The sequence below is a fragment of the Shimia sp. W99 genome (assembly GCF_053851455.3).
The window spans coordinates 1,450,490-1,466,624 of the sequence record NZ_JBSQBU020000001.1; the positions used below are offsets into that span (position 1 = coordinate 1,450,490).

The window sequence follows — 16,135 nt, forward strand, 5'->3', positions numbered from 1 at the left end:
TCCAGACCGATTTGTTGCACAGTCCAGCACGGGGGGAAAGGGCCGCGATGCGCCTCAAAGCGTCACGAAAGCAGTCCCGGATCCTTCCCCATCTCCACGCCCGGAAAGACAGTATCCTCAAGGAACCCTCGCTCCAGACCAAAGCTCGACCGGATCGCCCAAGCCGCCCAGTGCCGCACGTCCCCTGTCGGCATCAGGTCGCGGCGCTGGAACAGATCGGCCTCGTTAAGCCCCGGCCAATGCCCAAGGACCCGCCCTCCTCTGAGCGCTCCGCCCGCAAGCACCATAGTGCCGCCCGTGCCATGATCTGTCCCCTTGGTGCCGTTTTCCCGCACGGTCCGGCCAAACTCGGTCATCGCCAGAACGGTCGTCCTGCCCCAAGCAGCATCATCCAACCCTGCTTTCAACGTAACCAGCGCATCCGCCAGACGCTTGACCGGCGCGTTCAGCGCGCTGAGCTGCCCGCGGTGTGTATCCCATCCCCCCAAGGAAAAGCAGGCCACCCGCGCATCTTTGGCCAGCTGCTGAGCCGCAAACTCGGCAACGCGCACGTGGCGCTTGCCGCCCGTGGCGCCACCCATGTCCATGTTCGATTGCATCGCATCCATCATCGGCGCCCCAGCCGTCTCGAAAATTGCCCGATCACCATCCTGACCGGCAAGGGCAACCGCCTGCTCCAAAGCGGAGCCATAGGCAGGGTCCGCCTCGTATAGCACGCGCAACAGGCTCAACCCCTGTGCGCTCAGCACGACATCCACGTCCGGCGACCAGCTGTTGATCGGGAACGGGCCACTGGACAGAAGCATCGGATCAATTCCGATCGTATAGGCGGTGCGGGCATCCACGCCCAGCATCCCGCCGAGCATCCGGTTAAGCCATCCGCTGCGCTCTGCCCCCCCCTCAAGCCCGGGCGTGCCTGCCTCAAGAATATCCTGCCCGTCGAAGTGGCTGCGCTTGTTTCGATAGGGTGTCGACACCGCCTGAACAAATGCCAGCTCCCCCGCCCGCCACAACGGCAAAAGCGGCGCCATTCGGGGATGCACGCCATAAAACGAGTCGAGGTCAAGCGCATGGTCACGCTCGGCTGCCAATCCCGGCCTGACCTGTGCAAAGGCAGCATCCCCCCACGGGCGCAGAACGTCCAGTCCATCCATTCCACCGCGCAGGATGATCACCACCAACCGATTGTCCGTCGGCAACGCGGCAAAACTCGCCGTGGTGACAAACGGGCTCGCGGCAAGAGAGCACCCGACAGCGCCCGCCCGGGTCAGGAATGCACGTCTCGACAACATGTTGGCCATGGTTCCTCTCCCTTCCCTCAATGGCGCTGAAACGCCGGTGACATAAGGACAAGTGCGGTTCCGATCCTGCGGTCTTCGGCGGCCTTCGCGGCAAAAACGACATCGGCAGGCGCCCGCGGTCCCAGTGCTTGCACCACAAACTCCCGCGGGTCCGGCAGCGGGTCGGACAAAAGCGACGGCGCGCTCATCGCCCATTGCAGCCGCGCGGCCACCCCCTGTGGAGTCACCCAATGCGCATCTTCTTCCGGCCACCCTTGTGGCCCAGGCGGGGTTTCACGCGGCTGGCCCATCAGGGACATTGGCGTCAGAACGATCTGACGCGCGCGTCCCGGCTCAATTTCGCGCGTTCTTTCCGCCTGCACACCCAGCGCCCGCATGCTCGAGGCCACAAAGGTGAACGGGCGTTTGGCGTTCCCTTGCGCCCCAAGATCCCCCCAGGACGCATCATGGCGCAACATTGTCTCATAAACGGCTGCAAGCACGCCGTCAGTTTCCAGATACGTGCCGGTCATGGCCTTCACCAAGCCGGGGTCCGGCCTATCGGACACGAAATGACGCGCCAGCTTCCACGACAGGTGGGCCGCCGTCGACGGGTGCCGCGCGAGATCGCGCAACACCGCATGAATATCGTCGATCGCACCGGCGTCTCCACCATAACTGCGCCCAAGAACCGTTTCCGCACCCGGCTCGGACCGGGCATTTCTGAACTCGGTTCGTCTTGACGGCGTCGCGACCAGCCCCGTCAGAAGCTCGGCCAGCTGGCGCACGTCCTCTTGACCGTAGGGCCCGTCCACCCCAAGCGTATGCAACTCCAGAATTTCACGCGCCAGGTTCTCATTCAGCCCTCTCAAGACATTCTTTTCGGCCCGCTTTTGCGCAAAGGCGCTGTTGGGGCCAACCGACGCGGACTGATCCAGAAAGTGCAGCATCATCGGGTGCGTGACGACGGCAGTCAGAAGATTTTCCATTCGGCCGGACAGATGCGGGCGAATTGCTGTCTCCATGTAGGGAAAAACAAGTTTCTTGAACTCACGATTCTTGCCGGTCGCAGAAAAATGATCGAACCAGAATTCGACAAGCCTCTCGCGAAACCCGTCCTCGCTCCAGGTGCAGCGCAACAATGCCTGCCATGTCCACTCGATCTGCATCCGGATACGCTCGCGAAACATCAGGCGAAGTTCCCTGTCGATCTCACGCCCATCGCCACCGGCTTTTCTGGTACGGCGCAGGTCTTTCAGGAGTTCCGCATAGGCAAGACCCTCTGCGCTCAGATCTTCGAATCCGGGAATCGGGAACGCCTGCGCAGCAAAATCTTGGCCTTTAAGACGCTCCATCATCTGCTCAACGGACGAAGGCGCGGCAACCGAAGCCGACAAACCGCACCCAAAGCGCGTTTCAGCCATGATCGGATCGAAGAACACAACCTGACCCTCCACCGTTTCGTAGCGGGCGCTCACGCCCGTTTTGAGCATATGTCGACGCGGCGGGATTTTACAGAAAATGAAACGCCACTCGGCGGCATCGGTCAAATCTTGCCACTGCGCCCTGCCAGCCGCCCAAAAGAAAGGCCGCCCCGTTACGGGACGGCCTGGCAATCGGTCTGCGATGCGCCGCTTATTCCTGCGGGATCACCCGCAACCCAAGCTCCATCAGCTGGTCACTGGTCGGATCGCTGGGCGCGTTCATCATCAGATCTTCCGCACGCTGGTTCATCGGGAACATCACCACTTCTCGGATGTTCACCTGATCCGCGAGCAGCATCACGATGCGGTCGACGCCAGCGGCACAGCCACCGTGCGGCGGGGCGCCGTATTTGAACGCATTGACCATGCCGCCAAAGCGCTTGCGCACTTCATCTTCGCCATAGCCCGCGATTTCGAACGCCTTGAACATGATCTCCGGCTTGTGGTTCCGGATTGCGCCCGACACCAGCTCATACCCGTTACAGGCAAGGTCATACTGGAAACCGGTCGCCGACAGCGGATCGGTTTCAAGAATCTCCATCCCACCCTGCGGCATCGAGAACGGGTTGTGATCGAAATCGACCTCGCCGGTGTCCTCGTCCTTCTGGAAGATCGGGAAGTCGACGATCCAGGCAAAGGCAAACCGGTCTTCGTCCAGAAGGCCAAGCTCCTTGCCGATCACGTCGCGGGCACGCCCCGCAACCGCCTCGAATGCCTTCGGCTTGCCGCCAAGGAAGAACGCCGCATCACCAATCCCAAGACCCAGCTGCTGGCGGATCGCCTCAGTGCGCTCGGGGCCAATGTTCTTGGCGAGCGGACCAGCCGCCTCCATACCCCCCTCGACTTCGCCGGATTTCAGCATGGCCTGCGCTTCCTTGACCTTGATGCCAAGTTCCTGCGCCACCGAGTCAGCAGTTTTCTCGCGCCAGAAGATATAGCCCATGCCGGGAAGGCCCTGCTCCTGTGCGAACTTGTTCATGCGGTCACAGAACTTGCGCCCGCCGCCCGTTGGCGCTGGAATCGCGCGCACTTCGGTGCCTTCCTGCTCCAGCAACTTGGCAAAGATCGCAAAACCCGAGCCTGCAAAATGTTCGGATACGTCCTGCATCTTGATCGGGTTGCGCAGGTCGGGCTTGTCGGTGCCGTACCATTTGGCCGAATCCGCATAGGAAATCTGCGGCCAGTCGGCATCCACCTTGCGGCCACCACCGAACTCTTCGAAAATGCCCTTAAGCACCGGCTGGATCGTGTCGAACACGTCCTGCTGGGTGACAAAGCTCATTTCCATGTCGAGCTGGTAGAAATCCGTTGGCGAACGGTCGGCGCGCGGGTCCTCATCGCGGAAACAGGGCGCGATCTGGAAATACTTGTCGAAACCGGCAACCATCATCAACTGCTTGAACTGCTGCGGTGCCTGCGGCAGCGCATAGAACTTGCCCGGATGCAGACGCGACGGCACGAGGAAGTCGCGCGCGCCTTCGGGGCTCGAAGCCGTGATGATCGGCGTCTGGTATTCGCGGAAGCCCTGATCCCACATGCGCTTGCGCATCGAGGCCACGACATCCGAACGCAGCTTCATGTTCTCCTGCATCGCCTCGCGGCGCAGATCAAGGAAGCGGTACTTGAGACGGGTTTCCTCGGGGTATTCCTGATCGCCAAAGACCATCAGCGGCAGTTCGTCGGCTGCGCCCAGCACCTCGAGATCGCGCACGAACACTTCGATCTCGCCGGTCGGCAGTTTCGGGTTCACCAGTTCGGGATCGCGCGCCTTGACGTTGCCGTCGATGCGGATGCACCACTCGCTGCGCACCTTCTCCATTTCCGAGAAGACGGGGCTGTCAGGGTCACACAGCACCTGGGTCACGCCATAATGGTCGCGCAGGTCGATGAACAGGATGCCACCGTGGTCACGAACACGGTGAACCCAGCCCGACAGGCGGACGGTTTCACCGACATTGGATTTGTTCAGGTCGGCGCAGGTATGGCTGCGAAAGGCGTGCATGGTCGCTCCCTCATGAGGGTCAGAATGGTGAAGTCGCGCCGATACACCTCTTTGGGGGCGCAAAGTCAAGGTACGTCGTCGGGAACTCTTGCCAAACCCGCCGAATTTACCCGATCAGCCGCGCCGGGATCAGGCCTCGCAGCGAATTGCCGACATGCACCGCTTGCGCGCGCGCCAGCATGGGCAACGTCACGACCGCTTCGCGCACCTCTCCGGCTTCAATCAGCGATTGGCGCAGAACGCCGGGCAACACCCCACAGGACAAGGGCGGCGTGACCATTTCGCCGGTCTCCAGCGTCACGAACAGGTTGGTGATCGTCCCTTCGCAAAGCTCGTCACGCTCGTTGAGAAACAGCACCTCGTCCACACCCTTGGGCAGGGTGGCGCGGGTTTCATCATAAAGCGCGCGCTGCGTCGTCTTGTGCGCCAGCCACGGATCGTCGGACCGCAGCCTTTGCCCCGACACAGTCACCCCCCATTCACGCGCGGTCGCGGGCGGCATCGGCGCGGCAACGATCTCGACCCGCCCCTCCCGGTCCAGCGTCAGACGGCAGCGCAACGGCGCATCGCAATCAAACGCGTCGAGCTTGGCCCGTATCTCGGCGTGATCAAGCGGAAACCCGAAAGCCGCCGCCGACCGCTCCAGGCGCGCCTTGTGCAGGTCTCGCCGTGTGATGCTGCGGGTTGACGGATCAAAACAGAATGTCTCGATCAGGCGGGTTCCGTCAGGAACGGGAGCGCGAAACGGGCTTTCCATGTGGCCTCTTCATATTCGGATGTGGCGGTGCTGTCCCAGACGACTCCGCCACCGACGTTCAAAGTGGCACGTCCATTATCCAGCATCAATGTGCGGATCGCCACGTTGAACTCCGATCGCCCATCCGGGGCGGCCCAGCCGATAGTGCCGCAATAGATGTCGCGCGGCGCCGGCTCTAAATCGTCCAGAATCTCCATCGCCCGCAGCTTGGGCGCCCCGGTGATCGACCCGCAGGGAAACAGCGCCGCGAAGATATCCGCCAGCCCCGCCCTCGGACGCAGCTGGGCTGCCACGCTCGACACCATCTGGTGCACGGTTGCATAGCTTTCGATGCGGAACAACTCGGGCACATGAACGCTGCCCGGCTTGGCAACCCGGCTGATATCATTGCGCAGCAGGTCGACGATCATCAGGTTCTCGGCCCGGTTCTTCTCGTCCCCAGCCAGCCACGCCTTGCGCCGTGCATCTTCAACCGGATCATTACTGCGCGGCTGTGTGCCCTTCATGGGCCGTGTCTCGATCCGCCCCGTGGCATCGGTGCGAAAGAACAGCTCGGGCGACCGGCTGAGGATATCCGGCAGGCCCGACTGGCGAATCAAGGCACCATGCCCCACCCCCTGCCGCCGCATAAGCGCGCCATAAAGCGCCTCGGCAGAGCACGCGAATGCCGCCTCCATCGGAAAGGTCAGGTTCGCCTGATAGATATCCCCGGCCCCGATATACCCGTGCACCTGCTCAAAAGCGGCGCGATAACGTGCCTCGGGCCAGAGGGGCCGAAATCGGTCCAGCCCGACCTCTCCCTGCCCAAGCGGTCTTGCCGGCCCTGGCTCATCATATACACCGAAACACAACAACGGCAGCGTGCGTCCAGGCTTCAGACGATAAATCAACCGCGGCTCTAGAGCATATCCCATCTCGTAAGTGGCATAGCCAGCCAACCACATACCCTCTGCGCGGGCCGCGTCCAGTTCCGCCAGCACCTCGGGAACCTCTGCGGCGTCCCGCGCCACGACAAGACGGCGCGCGCCATAGAATCCCGCGGCCTGTCCTGAGGGACCATGATCAAAGCGAATCTCCAAACCCGCTCTCCTTGCTCTTCACTGCGACCCAAGCTCTAGACCGCACCCACGGGAAACAACACGCCGAAAGCGGCGGTTCAGGCTGTTTTCCCGATCCCCCTTGCACCTTGGCCCGCGATGTCTATAACCCACGACAATTTGCGCATCCGGGCAACTCCTCACTCCATCGCCCGCCCTAGCCCGAGGTCTGCCATGCCCAAAAGAACCGACATCTCCTCGATCATGATCATCGGGGCCGGTCCCATCGTGATCGGTCAAGCCTGTGAATTCGACTATTCCGGGGCGCAAGCCTGTAAGGCGCTGCGCGAAGAAGGCTATCGCGTCATTCTCGTGAACTCGAACCCGGCGACAATCATGACCGACCCGGGCCTCGCGGACGCCACCTATATCGAACCGATCACGCCCGACACCGTCGCCAAAATCATCGAGAAAGAGCGCCCCGACGCGCTCCTGCCCACGATGGGCGGTCAGACCGGCCTCAACACCTCGCTTGCGCTCGAGGAAATGGGTGTGCTCGAAAAATACGGCGTCGAGATGATCGGCGCCAAGCGGGACGCCATCGAAATGGCCGAAGACCGCAAACTGTTCCGCGAAGCCATGGACCGCCTCGGCATCGAAAACCCGCGCGCCGCGATTGTCACCGCCCCCAAGAAAGAAAACGGCGAAGCCGACCTCGAAGAAGGTGTGCGCCTCGCGCTGGAAGAGCTTGAAGACATCGGCCTTCCCGCCATCATCCGCCCCGCCTTTACCCTTGGCGGTACCGGCGGCGGTGTGGCTTATAACCGCGAAGACTATATCCATTTCTGCCGCTCGGGCATGGATGCCTCGCCGGTGAACCAGATCCTCGTCGATGAAAGCCTCTTGGGCTGGAAAGAATTCGAGATGGAGGTTGTCCGCGACAAGGCCGACAACGCCATCATCGTCTGCGCCATCGAAAACGTCGACCCGATGGGCGTGCATACCGGCGACTCGATCACCGTCGCGCCTGCCCTGACGCTGACCGACAAGGAATACCAGATCATGCGCACGCACTCGATCAACGTGCTGCGCGAGATCGGTGTCGAAACCGGTGGTTCGAACGTGCAATGGGCCGTGAACCCGGTCGACGGGCGTATGGTCGTGATCGAGATGAACCCGCGCGTGTCGCGCTCTTCGGCGCTGGCGTCCAAGGCGACAGGTTTCCCGATTGCCAAGATCGCCGCCAAGCTGGCGGTGGGCTTTACCCTTGATGAGCTCGACAACGACATCACCAAGGTCACGCCCGCCAGCTTCGAGCCGACCATCGACTATGTCGTGACCAAAATCCCGAAATTCGCTTTCGAGAAATTCCCCGGCTCCGAACCCTACCTGACCACGGCCATGAAATCCGTGGGCGAAGCCATGGCGATTGGCCGCACCATCCACGAGTCGCTGCAAAAGGCGCTGGCGTCCATGGAATCCGGTCTCACCGGCTTTGACGAGGTCGCGATCGAAGGCGCTCCAGACAAGGCCGCCGTGATCAAGGCGATCTCCCAGCAGACCCCGGACCGCATGCGCACCATCGCACAGGCCATGCGCCACGGCCTCACCGATGACGAGATCAACGCTGTCACCCATTTCGACCCGTGGTTCCTTGCGCGCATCCGCGAAATCGTCGAGGCCGAGGAAGAGGTGCGCGCGGGCGGCCTGCCTTCGGACGAGGCCGGCCTGCGCAAGCTCAAGATGCTGGGCTTCACCGACGCTCGCCTTGCCAAGCTGACCGGCTACAAGGAACGCGACGTGCGCAATCGCCGCGTGAACGCGGGCGTCACCGCAGTGTTCAAACGCATCGACACCTGTGCCGCCGAATTCGAAGCCCAGACGCCCTACATGTACTCCACCTACGAAGCGCCCATGATGGGCGACGTGGAATGCGAAGCGCGCCCCTCGGACAAGAAAAAAGTCGTCATCCTTGGCGGCGGTCCCAACCGGATCGGGCAAGGGATCGAGTTTGACTATTGCTGCTGTCATGCCTGTTTCGCACTGACCGAACAGGGCTATGAAACCATCATGGTCAACTGCAACCCCGAAACCGTGTCGACCGACTATGACACCTCGGACCGCCTGTATTTCGAGCCGCTGACCTTCGAACACGTCATGGAAATCCTCCGCGTCGAGCAGGAAAACGGCACCCTGCACGGCGTCATCGTTCAGTTCGGCGGCCAGACCCCGCTGAAACTCGCCAACGCGCTGCATGACGAGGGCATTCCGATCCTCGGCACCACGCCCGACGCTATCGACCTCGCCGAAGACCGCGAACGCTTCCAGGCGCTGGTGAACGAGCTGAACCTGAAACAGCCGCTGAACGGCATTGCCTCGACCGACGCCGAGGCCCTCAAGATCGCCGAAGATATCGGTTTCCCGCTGGTGATCCGCCCCTCCTACGTGCTGGGTGGCCGCGCCATGGAGATCGTGCGCGACATGGCCCAGCTGGAACGCTACATCAAAGAAGCTGTGGTGGTTTCGGGAGACAGCCCGGTCCTGCTCGACAGCTACCTGTCGGGCGCGACGGAACTCGACGTCGACGCGCTTTGTGACGGCGAAGGCGTTCATATCGCAGGCATCATGCAGCACATCGAAGAGGCGGGCGTGCACTCGGGCGACAGCGCCTGTTCGCTCCCCCCCTACTCGCTGGCCGCCGACACGATCGAAGAGATCAAGCGCCAGACCGTGGCGCTCGCCAAGGCGCTCAACGTGGTGGGCCTGATGAACGTGCAGTTCGCGGTCAAGGACGGCGAGATTTACCTCATCGAAGTCAACCCCCGCGCCAGCCGCACGGTGCCCTTCGTCGCCAAGGCCACCGACAGCGCCATCGCCTCGATTGCCGCGCGCCTGATGGCGGGTGAGCCGCTCTCGAACTTCCCTCAGCGTCCGCCCTACGAAGAGGGCGCCGATATCTCGACGCCGCAACCCATCGCCGACCAGATGACGCTGGCCGACCCGAACATGCCGTGGTTCTCGGTGAAAGAGGCCGTGATGCCCTTCAACCGCTTCCCCGGCGTCGACACGATCTTGGGTCCGGAAATGCGCTCCACGGGCGAAGTCATGGGCTGGGACCGCTCCTTTGCCCGCGCCTTCCTCAAGGCACAGATGGGTGCGGGCATGGTGCTGCCGACCGCGGGCAAGGTCTTCATCTCGATCAAGGATGAAGACAAGACGCCCCAGATGCTCGAAGCGGCCCAGATCCTGCTCGAACTGGGCTTTACGCTGGTGGCCACCCGCGGCACCCAAGGCTGGTTCGCCGAGAACGGCGTCACCTGCGACGTGGTCAACAAGGTCTATGAAGGCCGCCCCAACGTGGTCGATCTCTTGAAGAACGGCGACGTTGTGCTGGTGATGAACACCACCGAAGGTGCGCAAGCCGTCAATGACAGCCGCGAAATCCGCTCGGTCGCCCTGTTTGACAAGATTCCCTACTTCACCACCGCCGCCGCCGCCCACGCCGCCGCACGTGCGATGAAGGCGCGCGAAGAAGGCGAAATCGAAGTGCGTTCGCTTCAGGGGTAAGAGCGACACCCTTCCCAACAAAAAGGCCCGGGTTCCGCCCGGGCCTTTTTCTTTGCCAATCCCTATATGAGCTCGCTTTCCGGCTCCACATGCACCGTCGTGCGCGCCACCGGGAGCACCTCTTTTACCGCCGCCTCGATCCGGTCACAGATGTCATGCGCGGCCCCCACGCTCATCGTCTTGGGCACCACGAGATGCATCTCGACAAATACGATCGAAGCCGACCGGCGCGCGCGCAGATCATGCACCTGCAACGCCCCCTCAGATGCCCCTGACACCGCCGCCTCGATGGCCTGCAACTCGCCGTCATTCACTGACGCATCCATCAACCCATCCACCGATTCCGAGAGCACCTTCCACCCTTCCCGCAGGATGTTCAGCGCCACGAGGATCGCCAGAATCGGATCAAGGATCATCCACCCCGTCGCCAGCGCCAACCCAAGGCCCACAACCACCCCGACCGAGGTAAACACGTCCGTCAGGATATGGCGCGCGCTGGCCACCAACGCCGGGGAGCGATTGGCCCGCCCCACCCGCATCAGCGCCATCGCCCACGCGGCGTTGATACCCGCGGCCACCATGTTGACCACGATCCCCGCCATGGGGGCGTCTTTCAACGACGGGTCTGGCAGCGCCGCAATCGCCTCGCGCATCACCAACACCGCTGCCAGCAGGATCATTGCCCCCTCAGCCACTGCCGACAGGTACTCCGCCTTGCTGTGGCCAAACGGGTGCTTGTCATCCGCAGGTTTGGCCGACAATTGCACCGCATAAAACGCGATCATCGCCGCCACCACGTTGACGATCGATTCCAAGGCATCCGACAACAGCGCAACCGACCCGGTCCAGTGCCACGCCAACAGTTTCAGAAGAAAGACGGCAACAGCCACCGGGATCGACCAGAGGGCAAACTTGTGAGACATCAGGACTCCGGGATCATGACCACCTGCCCTGTCATAGCGACAACCGCGCCCGGCATCAAATCGCGCCCGCGAGGTCGGGTCGTCGCATCCTGCCCCTACTCTGCGACCACCGCGTCCACTTCGATCTCGACCAGCCATTCCGGGTTCACGAACCGGTTCACCGCCATGATCGTGTCCACCGGTCGGGCATCGAGACAATAAAGCTTGCGCGCTTCGATGGCCTGTTTCCAATTGTCGATATCGGTCAGGATGACCCGTGTGCGCACGACGTCCTGCAATCCAGAACCGGCCTCTTCAAGCGCCACTTTGATTATCTCGAAACATTGTCGGGTCTGCGCAAATACATCGCCAACCCCCACCGTTTTACCATCGGCATCGACCGGCGCCGTGCCGCCAACGGCGATGAACGGTCCCACTCGTACGGCACGGCTGAACCCGACGATCTTCTCCATCGGGTTGCCATTGGAAATCAGAACGCGGCTCGCTGACATGGTGCCTTCTCCCTTTACGCAACGCCGAGTCTACACCGACTCGCCTCCGTCCCTTCAAAAAAACCGCGGCACTTGACCTATGTCGCCTTTCAACGCGCCCGCATCGGCTAAGCTGCGTCGGAACACCGCGTGAAACCCACGCGAGAACCTCGCGAAAACCACGGAGCATCATCCAATGAAACCGCTCAGCCTCGCCCTGATCCTCTGCCTGGGCACCGCCGCCGCCGTCGACGCACAGCCGCTAACCTGCCGCTCGTGGCAGGGAATGGAAGTGCCCTATCTTGGTGATGCAACGCTGGAAACCGTGGGGGGAGCCACCATGAATGCGCGCGGGCGGGCGGTGATCCTGCTCAACCCCGAGATCCTGTCAACCTTCCCCGAACCGGCGCGCGATTTCTTCCTGGCCCATGAATGCGGCCACCACGCGCTGATCCCCGACTACAACACCGAGGCCGAGGCGGACTGTTTCGCCATGCGTCTCCTGCGCAAGAAAAAGTTGCGCACGCCGGAACAGGTAACGGCATTGCAGGACGCCCTGACAACCCTGCCCGACACCGCATGGGCCGGTCACCGCCCCGATGCCGAGCGGATCGAGGCATTGGCGCACTGCTCCGCCAAATGATCTGCCATTGACCAACCCGCCCCGACCCTGCCAGTCTGTCAGCAAAACTACGAGCAGACCGGGACAAGTCTCATGCGTATTACAATCCTTCTGGGAACCCTTCTGACACTCAGCGCCTGCGGTGGCGTACCTTTGGTTCCGTTCATCTGAAGCATCCCCCAACGGAAATCGGGGGACCGACAGCCCCCCCGATTGAATCTCGCGCCTGACTTCGCACCGACGCGATACCGACGTTTTACCGACGCGATACCGACGTCGGCAATCACACCTTTTGCTGGGTGTATTTCTTGAGCTCCTTGCGCGCCACCTGGCGGCGGTGCACCGCATCCGGCCCATCGGCAAGCCGCAACGTGCGCACCTGCGTCCAGGCAATGGCCAGCGGCGTGTCCTGGCTCACCCCGGTGCCACCATGCATCTGCACCGCCTCGTCGATCACCTTCAACGCGACGTTCGGCGCGATCACCTTGATCTGACTGATCCAGGGCGCTGCGGCCCGCGCGTCTCCCTGGTCCATCATCCAGGCCGTCTTGAGGCACAACAGGCGCGCCTGCTCGATCTCCATCCGGCAATTGGCAATGATGTCGTAGTTCGCGCCGAGATGCGCCAGCGGCTTGCCAAAGGCTTCGCGTTCAAGCGCGCGTTTGCACATCCGCTCAAGCGCCGCTTCGGCCTGTCCGATGGCGCGCATGCAATGGTGAATCCGCCCCGGTCCAAGGCGGCCTTGCGCAATCTCAAACCCGCGCCCTTCCCCCAAAAGGATGTTTTCCTTGGGCACACGTACATTCGTGAACCGGATATGCATATGTCCATGCGGCGCGTCATCATGGCCATAGACCATCATCGGACGCAGCACCTCGATCCCGGGCGTGTCTGCAGGCACCACGATCATCGACTGGCGCTGGTGCACTGGCATCTCCTCGCCCCCGGTCTTAACCATCACGATGTAGACCTTGCAGCGCGGATCCCCCGCCCCTGAGGACCAGTATTTCTCACCATTGAGAACATAGTCATCCCCGTCCGCGACACAGGGCATCGAAACATTGGTCGCGTCCGAGCTGGCCACGTCCGGTTCGGTCATCAGGTAGGCCGAGCGGATATCGCCGTTCAAAAGCGGTTTCAGCCACTGCTCCTTCATCGCCTCTGAACCATAGCGCTCGAACACTTCCATGTTGCCTGTGTCCGGCGCCGCACAGTTGAACACTTCGGCGCCCATCGGCGTCTTGCCCATTTCCTCGGCGAAATAGGCGTATTCCACGGTTGTAAGCCCCAATCCCCGCGCGCTGTCGGTCAACCAGAAATTCCAGAGTCCCCGCTCGCGCGCCTTGGCTTTCAACCCTTCAAGAATCTCTGCCTGGCGCGGCGTATAGGTCCAGCGATCCCCCTTGCCGATCTCGGCATGGTATTCCTCGTCCAACGGCATGATCTCGTCCCGGATCATGTCCTTGACTTGTTCCAACTGTTTCTCGACTTCTGGCCGCATCCCCAAAAACATGTGCAATCCTCCCTGCATTCCGGTTGAGCTGAGCATGCGCCCGCCGGTCCGGGCATGTCCATCTTCACCACAAAAAGTGACGCAAGGTTCCGACCCGGATCGGCGGTCGATTTTTTTGTCAAAAAGTGCAGTTGGGGTCTTGCAAACTCCCAATCCACCCGCTACTTAGCCGCTCACTGTTGGGGTGTAGCCAAGTGGTAAGGCAGCGGTTTTTGGTACCGTGTATCGTAGGTTCGAATCCTACCACCCCAGCCACACACTTCCTTGTTTTCAGACGCTGAACAGTTGCCGCGCGAATGTCGCGTGTTTTCGGGCGCTTGGGAGAAAGGAATTTCAGCAGAGACGCAGATAAGAGCACGAACCGGGCCGATTTCACGGCCCAGTCTCTGTTTGCGATTCCGGCGGTACGAGTTTGCAGATTTCAGGGTGTTTTGTTTCAGAGCGCAGCGAACTGTTCACACTGCTCCGACCAGACCGCCGAGAAACGGGTTTTGATCAGGTAGTCCGTGGTGAGGCCATCGGGCTGTTCACCGTCGGCGATGCGGTCAAGGACATCAGGTGCGAGCAACGCAAGGCTGGTCACATCCTGAACACGGCGCGTTGAGACGCCTTCGGAGTCGGCGATTTCGGAGAAGCTCTTGCCCGCTATGACCAATGCCAGCCAGCTACGCCCCTTCATTATGTTCTGCACCAGCGTTCTATCGATCTCTGCCGGCGCCTCGCCCAGATGCAGTTTCAATTCCACGCCACGCCGGCGCATCTGGAATGGAGCTTCGATTGTCAATTCAGCCGGTTTGATCTGCTCCGGTTTGCTGCCAAGACGGTCAGCCAGCATTGACTTGTCCAGCCGTACCGTCAGGGAGCCCGGTTGCAGATCAACCCGTTCAATCAAGGCCAGGCGTTCCGTCACAGTGTCTCGTTCCTGAAGCCTTTTCGATGCGTCTGACACTTCTGCTGCCGTCAAACTTTCGGTCATCGCAACCGCAGCATCGGGTCTGGTCAAATGCCGCCCCACCAGTTCCGCCAGCAAGCCCTCCACCTGATCTGCGGGCAGCCGCCAGGCATCCGGATGTTTCCGGCTGCGATCTTTGACAAGCCTGCGGGAGATGTAATAGCGAAGTCTTTTGCCGTTCTTTCGGCTGTGGCTGGGCGTCAGACGATCACCGGTTTCATCAAAGAGCTTGCCCGCCAGAGGTGATCTGGTGGCCTTTTGTCTGGAGCCGCGAGCAACCGCCGCCCCGCTCTGAAGCATGATCTGCACCTTGCCCCAAACCACCGGATCAATGATGGCCGGATGCTGTCCCTCATAGACCTGTTTCTTGTGCCGGATTCTCCCGGCATAAACTGGGTTGCTGAGAATATGCTGGAGATGACCTCGATCGAAATGTGTTCCGCCAGAAGTTCGACCGCCCACTCGTTCACGGCGTCGGGATCTGAGGTCGAGATCCTCTGCCTGTTCTTTTACATCCCGCAGGGTGCCAAGTTTCAGATAGAGATCGTAAACCGCCCTGATCGTTTCAGCTTCGGTCTCGTCTATCTTCAGTGTACGGCCATCTGGCTGATAGCCCAGTGGCACACTCCCGCCCATCCACATACCCTTTCGCTTCGAAGCGGCGATCTTGTCCCGGATGCGCTCCGCCGTGACCTCACGTTCGAACTGGGCAAAGCTGAGCAGCATGTTCAAAGTCAGGCGCCCCATGCTGGTGGCGGTGTTGAAGCTCTGGGTGACCGATACAAAGGCTGTCTCAGCCGCATCCAGCCGGTCGACCAGTTTGGCGAAGTCGGCCAGGGAACGCGTCAGGCGGTCGATCTTGTAGACCACGATCTGATCGACGCGTTTCTCGTCCACAGCCTGCATCAGGCGCTGAAGTGCCGGGCGATCCAGATGACCGCCCGATATGCCGCCATCGTCATAGTGATCGGGCAGCAGTTCCCAGCCCTCGTGTTTCTGGCTGGCGATATAGGCCTCACACGCTTCTCGTTGGGCATCCAGCGAATTGAAGTCCTGCTCCAGCCCGTCTTCCGAACTCTTGCGGGTGTAGATAGCACAACGAACCCGACGCATCACTGAACTCCGAATAAGCGCGGCCCGGACCAGCGTGCGCCTGTGATGTGCCGGGCGATGGCCGACAGGGACCGCCAGGTCTTGCCATCCATGACATAGCCTCCGTCGACCACTTCAACCTGATAGGTACGTCCGTTCCATTCCCGAACCAGGTGTGATCCCGGCTGAGCCGCCGCAGATGGCGTCTTACCTGATGCGATTTGCTTCAGCCGCCGCTCGGTCTTGGCGGACAGGCCTCCCAACTCCTTGTTTTGAAGTTCCCAGATCAGCACCCTCCTCATGAATTGGGGTGAGAGGTATTTTGGCGGGGAGCGACCGAAGGCCTGTCGCCAGCGCTCCAGGCAGCCCGCCCTGTCCAGCTGCTCAAGTTCAGCAATTGCCTGTTCAAGCTTTGAAGCGCATTCGTCTGTCATTG

General features: G+C 61.5%; 12 protein-coding genes and 1 tRNA gene. 3 read left to right on the forward strand and 10 right to left on the reverse strand.

The window, feature by feature from the left end; all coding sequences use genetic code 11:
* Nucleotides 1-62: 62 nt before the first annotated feature.
* The 5 genes from ACS3QZ_RS07195 to ACS3QZ_RS07215 all read right to left on the reverse strand — a co-directional run bounded on the left by ACS3QZ_RS07195 (nt 63) and on the right by ACS3QZ_RS07215 (nt 6,602).
* Entirely contained in the window at nt 63-1,301 is a 1,239-nt protein-coding gene (locus ACS3QZ_RS07195) for a DUF1501 domain-containing protein (RefSeq protein WP_456037218.1), read from the reverse strand.
* Nucleotides 1,302-1,318: 17 nt separating this feature from the next.
* Nucleotides 1,319-2,758 carry a DUF1800 domain-containing protein gene (locus tag ACS3QZ_RS07200; RefSeq protein WP_456037219.1) on the reverse strand — a complete coding sequence of 480 codons (1,440 nt, stop codon included), beginning with the start codon at nt 2,756-2,758 and terminating at the stop codon, nt 1,319-1,321.
* A gap of 157 nt (nt 2,759-2,915) precedes the next feature.
* Complete coding sequence (gene aspS, locus ACS3QZ_RS07205; protein WP_456037220.1) at nt 2,916-4,766, reverse strand: aspartate--tRNA ligase; 1,851 nt, start codon at nt 4,764-4,766, stop codon at nt 2,916-2,918.
* 106 nt (nt 4,767-4,872) lie between these two features.
* A complete protein-coding gene (locus tag ACS3QZ_RS07210) occupies nt 4,873-5,523 on the reverse strand; it encodes an aminotransferase class IV family protein (protein WP_456037221.1) in 651 nt (216 codons plus the stop codon).
* Nucleotides 5,478-6,602: an aminodeoxychorismate synthase component I gene (locus ACS3QZ_RS07215; RefSeq protein WP_456037222.1), complete on the reverse strand. Its 1,125-nt coding sequence runs from the start codon at nt 6,600-6,602 to the stop codon at nt 5,478-5,480. The genes ACS3QZ_RS07210 and ACS3QZ_RS07215 overlap by 46 nt, the downstream gene beginning before the upstream one ends.
* 192 nt (nt 6,603-6,794) lie before the next feature.
* On the opposite strand from ACS3QZ_RS07215, the gene carB reads away from it, so the two are divergent.
* On the forward strand, nt 6,795-10,127 hold the full coding sequence (gene carB / locus ACS3QZ_RS07220) for a carbamoyl-phosphate synthase large subunit (RefSeq protein WP_456037223.1): 3,333 nt from the start codon (nt 6,795-6,797) through the stop codon (nt 10,125-10,127).
* Nucleotides 10,128-10,189: 62 nt separating this feature from the next.
* Here the strand turns inward: carB and ACS3QZ_RS07225 are convergent, their stop codons facing one another.
* Both ACS3QZ_RS07225 and ACS3QZ_RS07230 read right to left on the reverse strand, forming a co-directional pair.
* The gene (locus ACS3QZ_RS07225) at nt 10,190-11,050 is read right to left on the reverse strand and encodes a cation diffusion facilitator family transporter (protein ID WP_456037224.1); all 861 of its coding nucleotides are present in this window, start codon (nt 11,048-11,050) and stop codon (nt 10,190-10,192) included.
* Nucleotides 11,051-11,145: 95 nt separating this feature from the next.
* Nucleotides 11,146-11,541 carry a RidA family protein gene (locus tag ACS3QZ_RS07230; protein ID WP_456037225.1) on the reverse strand — a complete coding sequence of 132 codons (396 nt, stop codon included), beginning with the start codon at nt 11,539-11,541 and terminating at the stop codon, nt 11,146-11,148.
* Nucleotides 11,542-11,716: 175 nt separating this feature from the next.
* Here ACS3QZ_RS07230 and ACS3QZ_RS07235 point away from each other — a divergent pair, with 175 nt between their 5' ends.
* Nucleotides 11,717-12,163 carry a M78 family metallopeptidase domain-containing protein gene (locus tag ACS3QZ_RS07235; protein WP_456037226.1) on the forward strand — a complete coding sequence of 149 codons (447 nt, stop codon included), beginning with the start codon at nt 11,717-11,719 and terminating at the stop codon, nt 12,161-12,163.
* 262 nt (nt 12,164-12,425) lie between these two features.
* Here the strand turns inward: ACS3QZ_RS07235 and ACS3QZ_RS07240 are convergent, their stop codons facing one another.
* Complete coding sequence (locus tag ACS3QZ_RS07240; protein WP_456039316.1) at nt 12,426-13,661, reverse strand: acyl-CoA dehydrogenase family protein; 1,236 nt, start codon at nt 13,659-13,661, stop codon at nt 12,426-12,428.
* A 174-nt stretch (nt 13,662-13,835) separates the two neighbouring features.
* Between ACS3QZ_RS07240 and ACS3QZ_RS07245 the strand changes: the two genes are divergently transcribed.
* Nucleotides 13,836-13,910 (forward strand) — tRNA-Gln (locus ACS3QZ_RS07245).
* A 181-nt stretch (nt 13,911-14,091) separates the two neighbouring features.
* Here ACS3QZ_RS07245 and ACS3QZ_RS07250 read toward each other — a convergent pair.
* Together ACS3QZ_RS07250 and ACS3QZ_RS07255 are read right to left on the reverse strand one after the other, a co-directional pair.
* Nucleotides 14,092-15,720, reverse strand: a complete 1,629-nt coding sequence (locus ACS3QZ_RS07250) for a recombinase family protein (RefSeq protein WP_456039317.1) — start codon at nt 15,718-15,720, stop codon at nt 14,092-14,094.
* Nucleotides 15,720-16,133, reverse strand: a complete 414-nt coding sequence (locus ACS3QZ_RS07255) for a DUF2924 domain-containing protein (RefSeq protein ID WP_456037227.1) — start codon at nt 16,131-16,133, stop codon at nt 15,720-15,722. The genes ACS3QZ_RS07250 and ACS3QZ_RS07255 overlap by 1 nt, the downstream gene beginning before the upstream one ends.
* Nucleotides 16,134-16,135 lie beyond the last annotated feature (2 nt).

Excerpts from the sequence above, each read along its gene's own strand:
- ACS3QZ_RS07195 (WP_456037218.1), bottom strand. The coding sequence starts at position 1,301 with ATGGCCAACATGTTGTCGAGACGTGCATTCCTGACCCGGGCGGGCGCT.
- aspS (WP_456037220.1), bottom strand. The coding sequence starts at position 4,766 with ATGCACGCCTTTCGCAGCCATACCTGCGCCGACCTGAACAAATCCAAT.
- ACS3QZ_RS07210 (WP_456037221.1), bottom strand. The coding sequence starts at position 5,523 with ATGGAAAGCCCGTTTCGCGCTCCCGTTCCTGACGGAACCCGCCTGATC.
- carB (WP_456037223.1), top strand. The coding sequence starts at position 6,795 with ATGCCCAAAAGAACCGACATCTCCTCGATCATGATCATCGGGGCCGGT.
- ACS3QZ_RS07225 (WP_456037224.1), bottom strand. The coding sequence starts at position 11,050 with ATGTCTCACAAGTTTGCCCTCTGGTCGATCCCGGTGGCTGTTGCCGTC.
- ACS3QZ_RS07230 (WP_456037225.1), bottom strand. The coding sequence starts at position 11,541 with ATGTCAGCGAGCCGCGTTCTGATTTCCAATGGCAACCCGATGGAGAAG.
- ACS3QZ_RS07235 (WP_456037226.1), top strand. The coding sequence starts at position 11,717 with ATGAAACCGCTCAGCCTCGCCCTGATCCTCTGCCTGGGCACCGCCGCC.
- ACS3QZ_RS07250 (WP_456039317.1), bottom strand. The coding sequence starts at position 15,720 with ATGCGTCGGGTTCGTTGTGCTATCTACACCCGCAAGAGTTCGGAAGAC.
- ACS3QZ_RS07255 (WP_456037227.1), bottom strand. The coding sequence starts at position 16,133 with ATGACAGACGAATGCGCTTCAAAGCTTGAACAGGCAATTGCTGAACTT.